Source organism: Pseudomonas sp. FP818 (assembly GCF_030687335.1).
Classification (GTDB): domain Bacteria; phylum Pseudomonadota; class Gammaproteobacteria; order Pseudomonadales; family Pseudomonadaceae; genus Aquipseudomonas; species Aquipseudomonas shahriarae.
The window spans coordinates 1,946,755-1,963,041 of record NZ_CP117427.1 but is presented as its reverse complement, the minus strand read 5'-3'; the positions used below and the strand labels follow the sequence as shown (position 1 = coordinate 1,963,041).

Below are 16,287 nucleotides of genomic sequence, written 5' to 3'. Positions count from 1 at the left end.
TGTAGGAGCCAGCTCCTACAGGGTTGGGTCAGACCAGGTGCAGCGCTGTCAGCAGCATGTCGATCGCCTTGATCCCGGCGAACGGCACCACAAGCCCGCCCACGCCATAGATCAACAGGTTGCGTCGCAGCAGCGCCGCCGCACTCGCCGCCTGCACCCGCACACCGCGCAGGGCCAGGGGGATTAGCACCACGATGATCAGCGCGTTGAACACAATCGCCGAAAGGATCGCGCTCTGCGGGCTGTTCAGGTGCATCACGTTAAGCACCCCCAGTTGCGGGTAGATCGAGGCAAACAGCGCCGGCAGGATGGCGAAGTACTTGGCGACGTCGTTGGCAATCGAAAAGGTGGTCAGCGCACCACGGGTCACCAGCAATTCCTTGCCGACCTGCACCACGTCCAGCAGCTTGGTCGGGTCGCTGTCGAGGTCGACCATGTTCGCCGCTTCGCGCGCCGCCTGGGTGCCGTCATTCATGGCCATGCCCACGTCCGCCTGGGCCAGGGCCGGGGCGTCGTTGGCACCGTCGCCACACATGGCCACCAGGCGCCCGTCGTTCTGCTCGTGGCGGATGCGCGCCAGTTTCTTCTCCGGCGTGGCTTCCGCCAGCACATCATCCACACCCGCTTCGGCGGCAATCGCGGCGGCGGTCAATGGGTTATCGCCGGTCACCATCACCGTGCGGATCCCCAGCTTGCGCAGCTCGGCAAAGCGCTCACGGATACCCGGCTTGACCACGTCCTTGAGGTGGATCGCGCCGAGCAATTTACCGTCGGCACACACCAGCAACGGAGTGCCGCCGCTCTGGGCGATCTTGTCGACTTCCCGGGACAGCGCGGGCAGCAGGTCTTGGCGTTGCTGACCGATAAACGCCAGCAGCGAATCGACAGCGCCTTTACGGTAGACGCGGCCCTGGTAATCCACCCCAGACAAGCGCGTTTCGGCGCTGAACGGCACGCCGGTCAGCTCTTGCACGGAGGGCTCGGTGTAAGGATGCAAGGCGCGCAGGTATTCGACGATGGATTTGCCTTCTGCCGTATCGTCCGCCAGCGAGGCCAGCAGCGCGCCTTCGGCCAATTCCTTGCCATTGACGCCAGGCGCGGCATAGATGCCTGCACAGCGCCGGTTACCGAAGGTGATGGTGCCGGTCTTGTCCAGCAACAGCACATGCACGTCCCCCGCCGCTTCCACGGCGCGCCCGGACTTGGCGATCACGTTGAGGCGCACCAGGCGGTCCATGCCGGCGATGCCGATGGCCGATAACAGGCCACCGATGGTGGTGGGAATCAGCGTGACCAGCAGCGCCACCAGGAACACCAGGGGCAGGCTGCCATTGGCGAAATAGGCGAAGGGTTGCAAGGTCACGACCACCAGCAGGAAGATCATGGTCAAGCCGATCAGCAGGATATCCAGCGCCACTTCGTTGGGGGTTTTCTGGCGTTTGGCGCCTTCCACCAGGGCGATCATGCGGTCGAGTGTCGATTCACCGGGGTTGGCGGTGATACGAATCACCAGCCAGTCCGAGACCAGCCGGGTATTGCCGGTGACGGCCGAGCGGTCGCCGCCGGATTCGCGGATCACCGGTGCGGATTCACCGGTAATCGCCGCTTCATTGACCGCCGCAATACCCTCGATGACTTCGCCGTCGCCAGGGATCATTTCCCCGGCCGCAACCCGCACCACATCACCTTTGCGCAGGCTGGTGGCGGGCACTACCGTAAAGCTGCCGTCTGCCTCCTGGCGTCGTGCACTCAGGCCTTCACTGCCAGCCTTGAGGCTGTCGGCACGGGCCTTGCCACGGCCCTCGGCCAGGGCTTCGGCGAAGTTGGCGAACAGCACGGTGAACCACAGCCACAGGGCGATCTGCACTGCGACAAAAGTCGGCACGCTGCTGTCCGGCACCAGGCACAGCACCGTGGTGAGGATTGCGGTCAGCTCGACCACCAGCATCACCGGCGAACGCTTCAACTGGCGCGGGTCCAGCTTGACGAACGCCTGGATCAGCGCCGGGCGCCACAGGGCCGAGATCGCGGTCTTGGCCGACTCCTGAGTCTTGACCGGAGCAGCATTGTTTACAGGCATATTCATGTTCATACCCCTTAGAAGCCCATGCTCAGGTGTTCAGCGATAGGGCCCAGTGCCAGCGCCGGCAGGAAGGTCAGGCCGCCCACCAGCAAAATGGTCACGGTCAACAACGTCACGAACAACGGGCCGTGGGTCGGGAAACTGTCCTGGCCAATCGGTGCGCTTTTCTTCATCGCCAGGCTGCCGGCGAGGGCCAGGATCGGGAGGATGTAGCCGAAGCGCCCGATCAACATGCCCAAGCCCAGCATCAGGTTATGAAACGGGGTATTGGCGCCCAGGCCACCAAAGGCCGAACCGTTGTTGGCACTGGCCGAGGTGTAGCCATAGAGCAACTGGCTGAAGCCGTGGGGGCCGGGGTTGCTGATGGTTGCAGCAGTGGCCGGCACGCTGGTGGCAATCGCGCCGAGCACCAGTACGCCAACGGGCATCACCAACAGGGTCACCACCAGCAGTTGCACTTCCCGGGCCTGGAGTTTCTTGCCGAGGTATTCCGGAGTGCGGCCAATCATCAAGCCGGCGAGGAACACCGCGATCAGCACGTTGAGCAGCATGCCGTACATACCGGCACCGACGCCGCCGAAGATCACTTCGCCGACCATCATATTGACCAGCGCCACCATCCCGCTCAGGGGGCTGAGGCTGTCCTGCATGCCGTTGACCGAACCGTTGGACGCTGCCGTGGTGGTCACCGACCACAACACGGTGGCGGTGGTGCCGAAACGCACTTCCTTGCCTTCCAGCGGTGCAGTCTGCTCGACGGCCGGGTTGTTCAGGGTCGGATTGGGCTGGTGCTCGGACCACAGCGACACCGAGCCGCCAATCAGGAACAACGCGAGCATGCAGCCGAGAATCGCCCGGCTCTGGCGCAGATCCTTGACGTAATGGCCGAAGGTAAACACCAGAGCCGCCGGGATCAGGATGATCGCCGCCACTTCAAACAGGTTGGCCCAGGCCGTCGGATCTTCGAACGGGTGCGCCGAGTTGACCCCGAAGAAGCCACCGCCGTTGGTCCCCAGTTGCTTGATCGCAATCTGGCTGGCGGCCGGGCCGAGTGGGATCACCTGATCAACGCCTTGCATCGTCAGGGCATCAACATAGTGAGCGAAGGTCTGTGGCACGCCCTGCCAGACCAAAAACAACGCCAGCACCAGGCACAATGGCAGCAAGCCATAGAGGGTGGCGCGGGTCATATCCACCCAGAAATTGCCCAGGGTGCTGGCGGACTTGCGACCAATCCCACGGCAAAGGGCGACAAGCACCGCCAGGCCGGTGGCGGCACTGACAAAGTTCTGCACGGTCAGGCCGGCCATCTGGCTCAGGTAGCTGAGGCTGGCTTCACCGCTGTAGGACTGCCAGTTAGTGTTGGTCATAAAACTGACGGCGGTATTGAACGCCTGCGTCCACTCCTGCCCAGGCAACTGCTGCGGGTTAAGCGGCAGGTAGCCCTGAAACAACAGGATCGTAAACAACAACAAAAAGCCCGACAGGTTGAAAGCCAGCAGGGCCAGGGCGTACTTCTGCCAACTTTGCTCTTGTTGCGCATCGACCCCGGCCAAGCGATAACATACGCGCTCGACCGGCCCGAACACTGGCGTAAGCCAAGTGCGCTGCCCTTCCATCACCTTGTAGTAGAACCGCCCCAGAAATGGCGCTGGAACCAGCACCACGGCAAAGAAGGCGATGATCAGCCAATAGTCATAACTGTGCATAGCCGCTCCTAGCCCCGATCCGCGCGCAACAGCGCGACCAGCAGATAAATGAATAGCGCCACGGCCAATAGCAGTGACACCCCATCCAGAACACTCATGGAAGTTTCTCCGTCAGACGGCGACTGCCGCGTATGGAGGTATTGTCCGCAGAAGGGGCGTAAAGGAACGAGGGCGAGGGGGTGGAGGGGGCGTAAAGATGGCGTAAAGAGTGGGTTGGGCGTGAGGTTTTCGGGGCTGTTGAGGCCGCTATCGCGGGCAAGCCCGGCTCCCACAGTTGACCGGGTGCATCCTTGGGAATACGGCCAAATGCGGCAGCCGGGCTTGCCCGCAATAGCATCAGCCTATCCGCCGCCGCCCTACCCTGGTGCACGGAATTACGGTCGCAAACAACAAACTATCTCCCGGGCGACAGTTCCTGCCCTTTACGACGCCCTTTTCCAAGCTGGCATGGCCGCTGCAATGTCCTGAAACATTCCAAACCGTTCTGGGAGCAGCGCAATGAACACCCAACTCAAGCCCACCTTGGGCACCTTGCATCTGTGGGGCATCGCCGTGGGGCTGGTGATCTCCGGCGAATACTTTGGCTGGAGCTATGGCTGGGGCGTGGCCGGGACGCTGGGCTTTTTGGTGACGTCATTGATGGTCGCTGCCATGTACACCTGTTTCATCTTCAGCTTCACCGAACTGACCACCGCAATTCCCCATGCCGGCGGGCCGTTTGCCTACAGCCGGCGGGCGTTCGGCGAGAAAGGCGGGCTGATCGCCGGGCTGGCCACCTTGATCGAGTTCGTCTTCGCGCCTCCGGCGATTGCCCTGGCCATCGGCGCCTACCTGAATGTGCAATTCCCCGCACTCGACCCGAAACACGCAGCGGTCGGGGCGTACTTTGTGTTCATGGGCTTGAATATTCTCGGGGTGAAACTGGCCGCGACCTTCGAGCTGGTGGTGTGCGTGCTGGCCGTGGCCGAACTGTTGGTCTTTATGGGCGTGGTGGCACCGGCATTCAGCTTCAGCAACTTCGCCCTCAACGGCTGGGCGGGTGCCGACACCTTTGGCGCGCCGGCGATAGCCGGGATTTTTGCCGCGATCCCCTTCGCCATCTGGTTCTTCCTCGCCATCGAAGGCGCCGCCATGGCCGCCGAAGAAGCCAAGGATCCCAAGCGCACGATTCCCAAGGCTTACATCAGCGGCATCCTGACCCTGGTGTTTCTAGCCATGGGCGTAATGTTCTTTGCCGGCGGCGTGGGCGACTGGCGCACCCTGTCGAACATCAACGACCCCTTGCCCCAGGCAATGAAAACCGTGGTAGGTGAAAGCTCCGGCTGGCTGCACATGCTGGTGTGGATCGGCCTGTTTGGCCTGGTGGCCAGCTTCCACGGCATCATCCTCGGCTACTCGCGCCAGTTCTTCGCCCTGGCCCGCGCCGGCTACCTGCCCTCCTCCCTGGCCAAGCTGTCACGCTTCCAGACACCCCACCGGGCGATCCTCGCCGGCGGCGTGGTGGGCATCGCCGCCATCTACAGCGACGGCCTGATCAACCTCGGCGGCATGACCCTGACCGCCGCGATGATCACCATGGCCGTGTTCGGCGCCATCGTCATGTACATCATGAGCATGCTCAGCCTGTTCAAGCTGCGTAAGAGCGAACCGTTGCTGGAACGCACCTTCCGCGCGCCGGGCTACCCGATCGTGCCGGCCATTGCGCTGATCCTGGCGCTGGTCTGCCTGGTGGCCATGGCGTGGTTCAATACCCTGATCGGCCTGATCTTCCTCGGGTTCATGGCCGCAGGTTTCATCTACTTCCAACTGACCGCCCAAGACCGCGCCGATGCGCCAGCGGATGCGATGTTGACCGGGCTCTAAACCAGCGAGGCAGAACGGGCCTACAATGGAACGACTGACGAAAGCCGTCACTCAAAGCTGATAGTGCCGTGGGGAATCTTCCCCATGGCAGTCGGCCTCAAGGAGAGCCCTATGCCCTGGTATGCCTGGTTGATCATGGTGGTCGCCATCGGTTCGATCGTTGGTGGCTTGCTGATGCTGCGTGACAGCGCCAACAAAGTGGAACTGACCGACGAACAACGCAAACGTGTCGCCGAGCGCAATGCTCAGGCCGACGCCAAGGACGCGCAGGATCGCTGAAACAAACGCCCCGTGCTGACCGTTACCGGCAGCACGCCAGGCGAGTCAATCTAGATTAAGGCAAATTTGTAATCGCTCCGCGAAACAGCACCAAACCTTGGTTAATATGGCCCCATGTTTCAGAGGGCCCTCTCATGCGCTACTCGCACAATCACAAAGCTCAAACCCACCAGCGCATCATTAAAGAGGCGTCGGTGCGCTTTCGCCGCGACGGCATTGGCGCCACCGGCCTGCAACCCCTGATGAAAGCCTTGAACCTGACCCATGGCGGGTTCTACGCCCACTTCAAATCCAAGGACGAACTGGTGGAAAAGGCCCTGCAAGCCGCCTCCGCCGAACTGGACGCGCATTGCGCGATGCTCTTCAGCCAGGAACGACCGCTGGAAGCCTTTATCGACAGTTACCTGTCAGAGTGGCATCACACCTCCCCCGACCAAGGTTGCCCGTTGCCCACCATGTCCTCGGAACTGGGACAGCGCGGGCAACAGAGCCCCACCACCGATACAGTCCTCGACGCCCGGCTCAAGCAAATCGAAACCGCATTGGGCAGCCCCAATGCCGACGAACAAAGCCTGGTGATGATGTCGACACTGGTAGGTGCATTGGTCCTGGCGCGCAGTGTCGAAAACCCGGAACTGGCGACACGCATTCTCGACGTGGTGCGAGAAAGCCTGAAAACCGGGGTCAATACAGCCCCTGCCGACATAAAAAAGGCCGGTCAATGACCGGCCTCCTGCCTTGATTACTTAACCTCCAGCCTGTCGCGATTCTTCTCCAGCAGCGACTTGCCAATCCCCTTCACTTCCAGCAACTCATCCACCACCGTGAACGATCCATTGGACTCGCGATAAGCAATGATCGCCTTGGCCTTGGCCGCGCCAATGCCAAACAGATCACGGCGCAGGGTTTCAGCGTCCGCTGCGTTGAGGTTGACCTTGGGGGTGGGTTGTTCGCTTGCGCTCAACTGAGCCGCGAGCGGCTGCGGCGCCTCAGGCTTGGCCGATGGGGCGGCGATCGACACGGCGGACAGGCTGGTGAGGAAGGCAAAAAGCAGGGAGGAAAAAACGGATCTACGCATTAGAGACGCTCCATGACATCAGTGGGAAAAGCAGCTTTCCGAAGCTGCTTTTCAAACTTAGGTGATGTGGGGGGATAGTCAAAAATGGGTGAGTTACAACATATGGCAGCCGAAAATAAGCGCCGCCCTCCTCCAGCAACCACGTGGCCAGGGGCTGGAGAGACAAAGTAAAATCAACACCTGCCTGAAATATCAACGCTTATCTAAACGCCCTGTGTCGGAGCAGGCACTGATTGCTTCATCTTGCCAGGTGAATTGGATATCATGGAATTTTTCGAAAAGAAGCGAGCCGGGACGAAATGCGAATGTCGACAGACCTGTACTCTGTAGCGGTAATTGGAACAGGCACTATGGGTAAAGGAATAGTACAGATCCTCGCGCAGTCGAATCAAATCTCGACCGTATTCTGGAAAGGGCGCAGCCTTGCTTCTGTTAATGACTCTCTAGTTGAGTTGGAAAACCAATGGAGTCGCCAAGTAAAAAAAGGCCGCCTGGAAGAATCACTTGCCCGTCAATACCGCGAAAAAATAGTTACTGCTGAGCATTACACTTCACTGTCTGACTCAAAGCTAATCATTGAAGCTATTGCAGAGAACATGGATGCCAAACAAGCGATATTCAAAGAACTTTCGACTATTTCCTCATCCGAAATGGTCCTGGCTTCAAATACATCCTCGCTGTCAATCACCGGACTAGCCTCGCTGTGTGCCTTCCCTCAAAACGTAGTTGGCCTACACTTCTTCAATCCAGCGCCGGTCATGAAACTGACTGAAGTTATTGCTGGACTGGCCACTTCAAGTGACACGCTTGATTGGGCGGTTAATTTTTCCAAGGGCTTGGGGAAAGAGCCTGTCATTGTTAACGAAGCCCCCGGATTCATCGTCAACCGCATGTTGATTCCAATGATCAACGAAGCCATCGGTATTCTTGCAGAGGGCGTCGCCACGGCCGAGGAAATTGATAAGGCGATGCGCTACGGCGCCAACCACCCAATAGGCCCGTTGGCACTTGCGGACTTGATTGGCAACGATGTGAATCTCTCGATCATGGAAACACTACACAATGAAACAGGCGACCCAAAATATCGTGCCCATGCGCTGCTGAGAAAAATGGTCAGAGCCAATCATCTCGGTAGAAAAACAGGCCAGGGTTTTTATAAATACTAATTCGTAAACAATGCGCTTTCAAAGTGCGTTGCAGAAGGGAGATATCAATGATACATGCAACCGCACTTATAGATGATGGTGCAAAAATTGGAAACAATGTCAGTATTGGCCCTTACAGTATTGTTCATAAAAATGTCGTTATCGGTGATAACACCGAGATCGGGGCTTACTGCGAAATTGGCTTGCCGACAAAGCTTGCAAACGGACGCCCGTTGATCATTGGCAAAGACGCCGTCATCCGCTCTCACAGCGTATTTTATGAAGGCTCGACTTTTGGTACAAACCTAGTTACAGGCCATCGAGTCACAGTAAGAGAGCTGACAACAGCTGGCGACGGTTTCCAGATTGGCACTTTGGGCGATATCCAGGGCCACTGCGAGATTGGCGACTATGTCAAATGCCATAGTAATGTTCACATTGGACAGCACTCGACAGTAGGCAACTACGTCTGGATCTTCCCCTACGTGGTCCTGACCAACGACCCTCACCCGCCGAGTGAAGTGATGGCAGGCGTAACAATCGAAGATTTCGCGGTCATCGCCACCATGTCGGTCATACTGCCCGGCGTTACCGTCAAAAAGGGTGCCTTGGTAGGTGCCCACAGCTCCGTGAATAAGGACGTCGCTCCAGATGCCGTGGTTGCCGGCTCGCCCGCAAAGTTTATTTGCGGCACGGAGAAGATCAAATTGAAGGATGGTTCGGGGAATAACGCCTATCCATGGCGTCGCCATTTCCACCGCGGCTATCCAGAGAAAGCCGTCGCTGAATGGATCAAGGAATTTTCGTAAGACCCGCTGACGTCGGCTCATCGGTAAACCTTTTCACAGGTCTCACCGATGAGCCAGATAGTACTTCAAGGCTCCAGGCGACGCTGCTGGTAGATCCAGTCCACGATCTCACCATCCGGAGCATATCCACTGACCGTATCGCGTAGCAGTTGACGGACCCGGCTGTAGTCGTCCGCATCAACCGCTGCCAGTAGTTCTGTCAGCTTCCCTTTGAGTATCTCCCAATCCAGATGATCCTCGTTGGCACTCATAATCATCGGATGCTGGGTGGCTACTACGTTGTCGCCAATCAGCAGCTCTTCGTAGAGTTTTTCACCGGGACGCAACCCGGTGAACTCAATGGCAATATCACCATGAGGGTTTCTATCCGAGCGAACACTCAAGCCAGACAGATGAATCATCTTCTCTGCCAACTCGACGATTCTCACCGGCTCGCCCATATCGAGCACGAACACATCCCCGCCCTGCCCCATTGAGCCCGCCTGGATCACCAACTGGGCCGCTTCAGGGATAGTCATGAAGTAACGCGTGATCTTCGGGTGAGTGACCGTGAGCGGTCCACCTGATTTGATCTGCTTGTGAAACAACGGAATAACCGAGCCGGACGAACCCAATACATTGCCAAAGCGAACCATGGTGAAACGGGTCTTATTGACGCGGGAAACATTGGTCTTGTCGCCAAACAATACCGGTGCCAACTCACGGCTCAACGCCTGCAACGTCAATTCGGCCAAACGCTTGGTACTGCCCATTACATTGGTCGGGCGCACAGCCTTGTCCGTGGAGATCAGCACAAAGTTGGAGACCCCCGCCTGCAGCGCTGCCTGGGCGGTGTTCAATGTACCAATGACATTGTTCAGAACACCCTCTGCAATGTTGTGCTCAACCATCGGTACATGCTTGTAAGCTGCCGCATGGTAGACAGTATCGACATGCCAGGTTTTCATCATGTCGAGCAATTTTGCCTGGTTGCGTACCGAACCTAGGATCGGCAGCAAGCGAACTGGCAGCGACTCACGGGTAATACGCTGCTCAAGCTCGGACAAGATGCTGTAAAGGTTGAACTCACTGTGTTCGAACAGCAACAAAGTAGTCGGACGCAACGCCAGGATCTGCCGGCACAGCTCTGAACCAATAGAACCTCCCGCCCCCGTCACCAGGACGCTCTGTCCCTTGATGCAATGCTCCAGCAGGTCGCCCTGGGCCGGCACGGCATCACGCCCGAGCAAGTCGGCAATGTCTACTTCCTGAATGTCATCGACCTTCACCCGGCCACTGGCGAGATCCATGAAACCCGGCACGCTGCGTACGTGCAGCGGAAACCCTTCCAATAGGCCGAGAATCTCACGACGCCGCGCACGATTGGACGACGGAATGGCCAACAGAATTTCCTGGGCCCCCGTGGTGTCGATCATCTGTTGAATGTGCTTAGGCTTGAACACTTGGAGGCCGGAAATGACGCGATCCGAAATGCTGCTGTCGTCATCAATAAAAGCCACCGGGCGCATGACCCGTCCCATGCGAAGTGCGGCAACCAGTTGATTACCGGCAGCACCTGCGCCGTAGATCGCGACCTTGGTCAGGCCATCATCACGACTAGTAAACGGTACATGCTGGGCTGCCGCAAACCAGTCACCCAAAAAGTACTGGCGCATGGCCAGGCGCAAACCACCAATCATGATCAGACTGAGCCACCAGTAGTTGAACACGATAGAGCGTGGCACGACATTTTCGTGGTTGCTGTACCAATAGACGACAACCCCGAGAATTAGCGCCGACAGGCTGACCGCCTTGATGATAGCGATGAGCGCATCATTACCGAAGTACCGCATTACGGCGCGATACATGCCAAAACGGATAAACAGCGGGATCGAAACGATGGGTGCGCTGATGAACAGCCATGAATGCAAGACGATGGGGTTGACCAACTCGTCTATCCCGAGACGAACAACAAACGCCATCCACAGGGCGATCCAGACCAGCACGATATCGGCGATGACCTGGAGGATCCGTTTGCGTCTGCGAGGAAGACTCAGCAAATATGCCCGTAATTTATCCATGTTGTTACCGACTACCCCTTACTACAAACAATTGAAAAAACGCTTGACGGGCGCCGTCCACCCGTCGCTCTGATGAATTAACACGCCTAATGTCGTGGTTTTCACGGCATCATCAGAGTCCCACGCCCAACAAATCATACAGACTTAAGTATCCAAGCCAAAAAAATGCCCCCAGCCGTCTGCCTAGTTGACGGGGCTGGATGTGTATCCTGTTTCAACCAGCTTTCTGATAATCAACGGGCCCAACGCCTTTTCGGAAAAATACACCGATGCCAGGGGCGTCAAATGACCATAGTCGAACGTTACCAGGCCGGTTTTTCGGTCATCTCCCAGATACGTAAGGCAGCCGTCCTGATCACAAAATACGCTGATCGCCGACAGATACTCAAAACCTCCGGCACCCTGCGTGTATTGCTGCGCCAAGAGTTTATCAGTCTCAAGCGGCACAGGCAGAAGGTTACTGGATATCCGGCGCGGGGTTTGCGACCAGTATTTCCTTATGACCAATTGATACAAGTTTTGATCAAAACGGGGAACCGGCCCTACGACAATAACTCTCTTCACTCCGGCCCCTGTGGCTTCGCGTGCGAGTTCCTTAAAACTGTTGACCGAGTCATGGCCTTCAAGTTGCGCGATAACCAACACGTCCGGTTTTTCCTTGCGCATCACCTCCAGCGCAAACTCGTTTGATCGGTCGCAATACTGGCGCCCCCCTGTAGCGCGCCCTGGCAGGTTTGCCTCGCAACCTGAACTGGCTACCTGAAGGAGAGAGACATCGTGGGGTAACGTTTCCCTTAAACCGTACGAAAACTGCTGGGCATGGGAGTCGCCCCAGACCATTACCTTGGTATTGCTGACCGGGGTGTAGCAGCTCGCATCAATCTGTTGACGTGGTGTCATCGTCGCATTGCCCGCCCGATAGCTGTCGACATCAAAGAAGTCGCACTCGAACCTATACTTTTCAAACAGTCCGTGTTTGCTGGAATATGCCCAGCCGGGCAAGGAGTTCTCAAAATATTGAGCAAACCCCTCTCGCTCCTTGAGCGAAGACGGCAATCCAAAACGGTCAACAAAGCCGTTTTTTACAAAGGTCATGCCTCCGACTACGGCAAGTGTACCGCCGATGACAAGTAGCACTGGGGCCTTGGGGAATTTCGGGCTGATCTTGCGTAGCGGTAACTCGAGGAACCTGTAAGTCACATAAGCCAGCAAAACACTGACGCCTACTGCGAACATGCCGGAAAGAAGATTTAACTCATCCCCCCCTATGATCCGAATGAAGGTAATGACAGGCCAATGCCACAGGTAAAGGGGGTAGCTGATTAGGCCAATCCATACCAAAGGCTTGCTGGCCAGGAGCTGGCTATTCAGCCACGCCCGTGGACCTGCAAGGATCATCATCACGGCACCGCTGACCGGCATCAACGCCCAAAAACCTGGAAAAGCCTTGTATTTATCGATCAGGACAACCGAGGCGAACAAAAAGAACAGCCCCAGTACGGAGAGAATATTGCTGGCGCGCAATGAACCTATTGCGACTCCCGGCACTGACTTACCGAACACAGAGAAGTACGCGAGCAGGCTACCGGACAGTATTTCCCAGAACCTATATTGCGGCATGTAGAAGGCTGCGGAAGGGTTCACCGACAGTTTATAAAGGCCTGCGCCGAAGGAAATCAACGCCATGCCGATCAGGAGTGGCAGTACCAGGACCCGCCGCCGCCAAAAAACCCAAGCTGCCAGAGGAAACAAAATATAAAACTGCTCTTCGACACCCAATGACCATAGGTGAAGCAGGATTTTTAGTTCTGAAGATGTATCGAAATAGCCTGACTCCTTGTACAGCACCAGGTTTTGGATAAACCCGATACCACCTAGGATATGCTTGCCCAGAAACTTGAACTCCGCCGCCATCAGCGCAAACCAACCTACCGCGTAACAGGCGAGCAGAACGATGATCAACGCAGGAAAAATGCGGTTAACCCGGCGTTTGTAGAAATCAAAAAAACTAAAATTACCGGCCTCAAGGCCTTTAAAAATAATGCTTGAGATCAAATAACCAGAGATGACAAAAAAAATATCAACACCAATAAATCCGCCACGCATATAAGCCGGAAAGGCGTGATACAAAACAACTGAAATGATCGCGAATGCACGTAACCCATCGATATCAGGCCGGTAGCTCAAATGGGATGCCAATGAGTGGTTTTTTTTCACTTCCTCATTGTGTCCTTGGATCATTGCCCTGCCACCCATCTAACCGAACTCCCGAGATAAACACTCTAAATGCCGCATTGATTCACTTGCTCCAATTGCACACCGGCGGCGCTACTCTCTCTGCCCAGCCCTGTATTTGACTGCCAGGAACACCAGTGGAAGATACGCAATAACAGTACCCAGCCCTGCGTCCAGCCCAAAAAGCGCCACCGCCAATGCCAACGGCAGCAACCACACCAGATTGATGACAGCTACCGTGAGGCTGACGGGCAAATGGCGTCCATATTGACGGCTTGCAAATTGGTAAGCATGACTGCGATGGGCTTCATAGACCTTATCGCCCCGGGCAAGGCGCCGAATGAGGGTAAAGGTCGCATCCACGATAAAGACCCCCAGCATGATCAGCCAGGCGAAGAAAAACTCACTGCCGGCCCAGGCAGCCTGAATAGAAAGACCTCCCAGAATGATCCCCAGAAACCCACTGCCTGCGTCGCCCATGAAAATACGGGCTGGCGGGAAATTCCAATACAAGAAGCCAGCCACAGACACGCTCAACAACAAGGGCGCCCACATCATTGCCGGCTGCCCACTCAAAAAGTAAATCAGCGTCAAGCCGAGACAGGCACAGATGGCCTGCAGACTGGCAAGACCATCAATACCGTCCATGAAGTTGTATAGATTCAGCATCCAGACCAAATAAAACACGGCTAGGACATGACCTGCCCAACCAAGATCGAACGTAACACCAAAAGCGGTAATTGCCGGTAGCCCTTGCATCCAGGACAAAGTCCAGATCGCGGCGGAAAAATGCCCCAACAGGCGCCAACGGGCAGCAATATGACCATGATCGTCCATAAAACCGATGACAGCGACCAACAACCCAGCCCCCAGCAGCGCGGCACTCTCAGCAACCGTTATCAACTGGACAAACGCCAGCCACACGAGTGCAAGCGCAAACGTCAGTACAATAGCCACTCCACCGCCGCGTGGGGTCGGGACCGTGTGCGAACTACGGGCATTAGGAATATCAATGATGCTGCGGCGCAACGCGTATTGACGCAAGAGTGCCGTCAAGGCCAGGGAAACCAAGGCAGCAACGGGAAAGATGTACCAGTAGTTCATTCAGTACGCTCGCTGAAATAGTGCTGCGCAGTAACATCAAGACCTTGCTTGAGTGTCATTGGCGGCTGCCAACCCAACACCTCGCGCGCCTTGGTAATATCGACTTGCAGCGAGCCGCAAAGACGTTGGGACAGCGCTTTTTTGCCTAACAACGTCGCCCCCCAGACCAGCACCCATTGTGGAACCGGTATAAGCCTGGCAGGTGCGCCGAGGGATTGTGCAAGTTCGCGTAGCAGTTCAGTAGTCGACACATCCTCCCCGTCACTCGCCAAAAAGGTCTCATTGGAAGCAGCCGGGTGAGTCGTACAGGTCAAGATCAGGCTCACGAGATTATCCAGCGCAACCAGGCTTCTTTGGTTGCGTATGGCACCAAATGGCAGAGGAACACGCTTCACGAGCCATTTCATCATGCTTTCAAAGTTCGCTTTGACTCCCGGCCCATACACAAGAACCGGTCGGATAATCACCACCTCAAGCCCAGTCTCCAGCGCAAGGGCCTTCAGCGCCTCCTCCGCCTCCATCTTGGATACACCGTAAGGATCAACGGGCGCCGACAGATCGGTTTCGCGAAAAGGGCGACCTGGAGCGGTTTGCTCGCCGTTGACCTTCACTGAACTGACGAACACAAAACGCCTGGCTCCCGCGGACGCGGCACTCCGGGCCAACGCAAGGGTGTGCCCGACATTAACCCGCCGAAACGCCGCAAGTGGATCCGCTTCGGTGTCGTTCATGACGTGAACACGCGAGGCGAGATGAACAACAACATCTACGCCCTGCAAGGCTGGGTGCTCTGGTGACACAGCCGAGAAATCGGGAAGCACCACGTATTCAACATCTGACGCCAAAGCATCCGGCAGACGACGGATAAGGGCACGCACCTGATAATCAGTGCTCCCCTGCAATTGTTGAATCAGATGACGGCCGACAAAACCGCTGGCGCCGGTGACCAATAACTGGGTTTTCATTTCTTTTGCCTCAAAACCGCCAACACCAGACACAAACCAGCGAATACCAACTTATCCCGTGGGCGTCTGCGGCACTTCGCGGCACTGGTCGCCAAGCGCAGCAGGTCCAGGCGCCCCAGCCCGATCCAGCGCCGGACAAAAGGTTCGTTAGCCATACCGACCATGCCGGCGATCAGTGCTGCTTGATTCAGCCACCAACCATCTAACACTTGGGAAAGGCGTTTCTTGAACGCCTTTGAGCCGCTATTCACCCCGACCTGGTTACCACCGTGCTGGCGATAGCGCATATAAGGCCGGCTATCGATCACCCACTTGAATCCGTGTGAACGGCTATACGCATAACAATACCAATCATGCAACGTTACACCCTGTACTTGTACAAAACGACCGTTGATATGCTGTTGAAGCTCAACAAACAGACGCCGGGAAAAGACGTAAGTGCACCCAGGCCCGGCCGCTTCAAACAAATGATCGAACGCAACCTGAGGTTGCGATTTGACAATGATCGACTCACGACCATCCGGCCAGAATGCCGTTACATTGCCGGAGTAGCCGTCAGCCCCAGTATCGTTCATGTGCTGCGTGGCGCTGGCAAGTTTGTCTGCCAGCCATATATCGTCCTGGTCAGCGAATGAAAAATAATCAAAGCCATCAGTGGGTGCTTCATTGACCAGGCGGAAAAAATTTCGTGCCGCACCGCCAAATTTTTCACCGTGGGCCAGACATTTGACTCTTGAGTCTCTCTGGCACAGTTGATCGACCCATTCTTCGGTACCGTCGTTGGAGCTGTCCACGCTGATCAGAATCGAAACGGATACGCCAACTTGTCCTAGGATCGAATCGACCTGCTCGGCCATCCAACGCATGCCGTTATAAGCAGCAAGCAGAACCAGAATACGTGGCTGCATCAGAATCCACCCTTAGTACTTAACCCAAAAACAATCCTTGGAATATCAC

14 protein-coding genes are annotated in these 16,287 nt (G+C 56.6%); 5 read left to right on the top strand and 9 right to left on the bottom strand.

Translation table 11 applies throughout. The annotated features are described in order from the left end of the window. Nucleotides 1-28: 28 nt before the first annotated feature. Genes kdpB through kdpF form a run of 3 tightly spaced genes read right to left on the bottom strand, consistent with a single transcriptional unit; the run spans nucleotide 29 to nucleotide 3,890 of the window. Nucleotides 29-2,092, bottom strand: coding sequence for a potassium-transporting ATPase subunit KdpB (kdpB, locus tag PSH80_RS09055; RefSeq protein ID WP_120732371.1), 2,064 nt, complete (start codon nucleotides 2,090-2,092; stop codon nucleotides 29-31). Nucleotides 2,093-2,097: 5 nt separating this feature from the next. After that, nucleotides 2,098-3,792, bottom strand: a complete 1,695-nt coding sequence (gene kdpA, locus PSH80_RS09050) for a potassium-transporting ATPase subunit KdpA (RefSeq protein ID WP_120732369.1) — start codon at nucleotides 3,790-3,792, stop codon at nucleotides 2,098-2,100. Nucleotides 3,793-3,800: 8 nt separating this feature from the next. Continuing rightward, nucleotides 3,801-3,890 carry a K(+)-transporting ATPase subunit F gene (gene kdpF / locus PSH80_RS09045; RefSeq protein WP_032863112.1) on the bottom strand — a complete coding sequence of 30 codons (90 nt, stop codon included), beginning with the start codon at nucleotides 3,888-3,890 and terminating at the stop codon, nucleotides 3,801-3,803. Nucleotides 3,891-4,290: 400 nt separating this feature from the next. Here kdpF and eat point away from each other — a divergent pair, with 400 nt between their 5' ends. From eat to PSH80_RS09030, 3 genes are all read left to right on the top strand, one after another. Then, nucleotides 4,291-5,655, top strand: a complete 1,365-nt coding sequence (gene eat / locus PSH80_RS09040) for an ethanolamine permease (RefSeq protein WP_057439205.1) — start codon at nucleotides 4,291-4,293, stop codon at nucleotides 5,653-5,655. A 111-nt stretch (nucleotides 5,656-5,766) separates the two neighbouring features. Further along, the gene (locus tag PSH80_RS09035) at nucleotides 5,767-5,934 is read left to right on the top strand and encodes a DUF2897 family protein (RefSeq protein WP_081044204.1); all 168 of its coding nucleotides are present in this window, start codon (nucleotides 5,767-5,769) and stop codon (nucleotides 5,932-5,934) included. A 134-nt stretch (nucleotides 5,935-6,068) separates the two neighbouring features. After that, a complete protein-coding gene (locus tag PSH80_RS09030; protein ID WP_057439206.1) occupies nucleotides 6,069-6,659 on the top strand; it encodes a TetR/AcrR family transcriptional regulator in 591 nt (196 codons plus the stop codon). A 17-nt stretch (nucleotides 6,660-6,676) separates the two neighbouring features. On the opposite strand, the gene PSH80_RS09025 is transcribed toward PSH80_RS09030, so the two are convergent. Beyond that, nucleotides 6,677-7,012: a helix-hairpin-helix domain-containing protein gene (locus tag PSH80_RS09025; RefSeq protein ID WP_057958909.1), complete on the bottom strand. Its 336-nt coding sequence runs from the start codon at nucleotides 7,010-7,012 to the stop codon at nucleotides 6,677-6,679. A gap of 305 nt (nucleotides 7,013-7,317) precedes the next feature. On the opposite strand from PSH80_RS09025, the gene PSH80_RS09020 reads away from it, so the two are divergent. Next, complete coding sequence (locus tag PSH80_RS09020; protein ID WP_057958954.1) at nucleotides 7,318-8,178, top strand: 3-hydroxyacyl-CoA dehydrogenase family protein; 861 nt, start codon at nucleotides 7,318-7,320, stop codon at nucleotides 8,176-8,178. A 47-nt stretch (nucleotides 8,179-8,225) separates the two neighbouring features. Then, nucleotides 8,226-8,966, top strand: a complete 741-nt coding sequence (locus PSH80_RS09015; protein WP_057958908.1) for an N-acetyltransferase — start codon at nucleotides 8,226-8,228, stop codon at nucleotides 8,964-8,966. A 65-nt stretch (nucleotides 8,967-9,031) separates the two neighbouring features. Here PSH80_RS09015 and PSH80_RS09010 read toward each other — a convergent pair whose 3' ends face one another. From PSH80_RS09010 to PSH80_RS08990, 5 genes are all read right to left on the bottom strand, one after another. Further along, nucleotides 9,032-11,026, bottom strand: a complete 1,995-nt coding sequence (locus tag PSH80_RS09010) for a nucleoside-diphosphate sugar epimerase/dehydratase (protein ID WP_057439209.1) — start codon at nucleotides 11,024-11,026, stop codon at nucleotides 9,032-9,034. A 183-nt stretch (nucleotides 11,027-11,209) separates the two neighbouring features. Beyond that, nucleotides 11,210-13,267, bottom strand: coding sequence for an acyltransferase family protein (locus tag PSH80_RS09005; protein WP_057958953.1), 2,058 nt, complete (start codon nucleotides 13,265-13,267; stop codon nucleotides 11,210-11,212). An 87-nt stretch (nucleotides 13,268-13,354) separates the two neighbouring features. Continuing rightward, nucleotides 13,355-14,365: a glycosyltransferase family 4 protein gene (locus PSH80_RS09000; protein ID WP_057439211.1), complete on the bottom strand. Its 1,011-nt coding sequence runs from the start codon at nucleotides 14,363-14,365 to the stop codon at nucleotides 13,355-13,357. Then, nucleotides 14,362-15,330 (bottom strand): SDR family oxidoreductase, encoded by a 969-nt coding sequence (locus PSH80_RS08995; RefSeq protein WP_057958906.1) that lies wholly within the window; start codon nucleotides 15,328-15,330, stop codon nucleotides 14,362-14,364. The genes PSH80_RS09000 and PSH80_RS08995 overlap by 4 nt, the downstream gene beginning before the upstream one ends. Then, nucleotides 15,327-16,238, bottom strand: a complete 912-nt coding sequence (locus PSH80_RS08990) for a glycosyltransferase (protein ID WP_057439212.1) — start codon at nucleotides 16,236-16,238, stop codon at nucleotides 15,327-15,329. Before PSH80_RS08990 ends, PSH80_RS08995 begins: the two co-directional genes overlap by 4 nt. Between the last annotated feature and the right edge of the window lie 49 nt (nucleotides 16,239-16,287).

What these genes read in the sequence shown, in the direction of transcription:
- kdpB (WP_120732371.1), bottom strand. Translation starts at nt 2,092, where the DNA reads ATGAACATGAATATGCCTGTAAACAATGCTGCTCCGGTCAAGACTCAG.
- kdpA (WP_120732369.1), bottom strand. Translation starts at nt 3,792, where the DNA reads ATGCACAGTTATGACTATTGGCTGATCATCGCCTTCTTTGCCGTGGTG.
- kdpF (WP_032863112.1), bottom strand. Translation starts at nt 3,890, where the DNA reads ATGAGTGTTCTGGATGGGGTGTCACTGCTATTGGCCGTGGCGCTATTC.
- eat (WP_057439205.1), top strand. Translation starts at nt 4,291, where the DNA reads ATGAACACCCAACTCAAGCCCACCTTGGGCACCTTGCATCTGTGGGGC.
- PSH80_RS09035 (WP_081044204.1), top strand. Translation starts at nt 5,767, where the DNA reads ATGCCCTGGTATGCCTGGTTGATCATGGTGGTCGCCATCGGTTCGATC.
- PSH80_RS09030 (WP_057439206.1), top strand. Translation starts at nt 6,069, where the DNA reads ATGCGCTACTCGCACAATCACAAAGCTCAAACCCACCAGCGCATCATT.
- PSH80_RS09025 (WP_057958909.1), bottom strand. Translation starts at nt 7,012, where the DNA reads ATGCGTAGATCCGTTTTTTCCTCCCTGCTTTTTGCCTTCCTCACCAGC.
- PSH80_RS09020 (WP_057958954.1), top strand. Translation starts at nt 7,318, where the DNA reads ATGTCGACAGACCTGTACTCTGTAGCGGTAATTGGAACAGGCACTATG.
- PSH80_RS09015 (WP_057958908.1), top strand. Translation starts at nt 8,226, where the DNA reads ATGATACATGCAACCGCACTTATAGATGATGGTGCAAAAATTGGAAAC.
- PSH80_RS09010 (WP_057439209.1), bottom strand. Translation starts at nt 11,026, where the DNA reads ATGGATAAATTACGGGCATATTTGCTGAGTCTTCCTCGCAGACGCAAA.
- PSH80_RS09005 (WP_057958953.1), bottom strand. Translation starts at nt 13,267, where the DNA reads ATGATCCAAGGACACAATGAGGAAGTGAAAAAAAACCACTCATTGGCA.
- PSH80_RS09000 (WP_057439211.1), bottom strand. Translation starts at nt 14,365, where the DNA reads ATGAACTACTGGTACATCTTTCCCGTTGCTGCCTTGGTTTCCCTGGCC.
- PSH80_RS08995 (WP_057958906.1), bottom strand. Translation starts at nt 15,330, where the DNA reads ATGAAAACCCAGTTATTGGTCACCGGCGCCAGCGGTTTTGTCGGCCGT.
- PSH80_RS08990 (WP_057439212.1), bottom strand. Translation starts at nt 16,238, where the DNA reads ATGCAGCCACGTATTCTGGTTCTGCTTGCTGCTTATAACGGCATGCGT.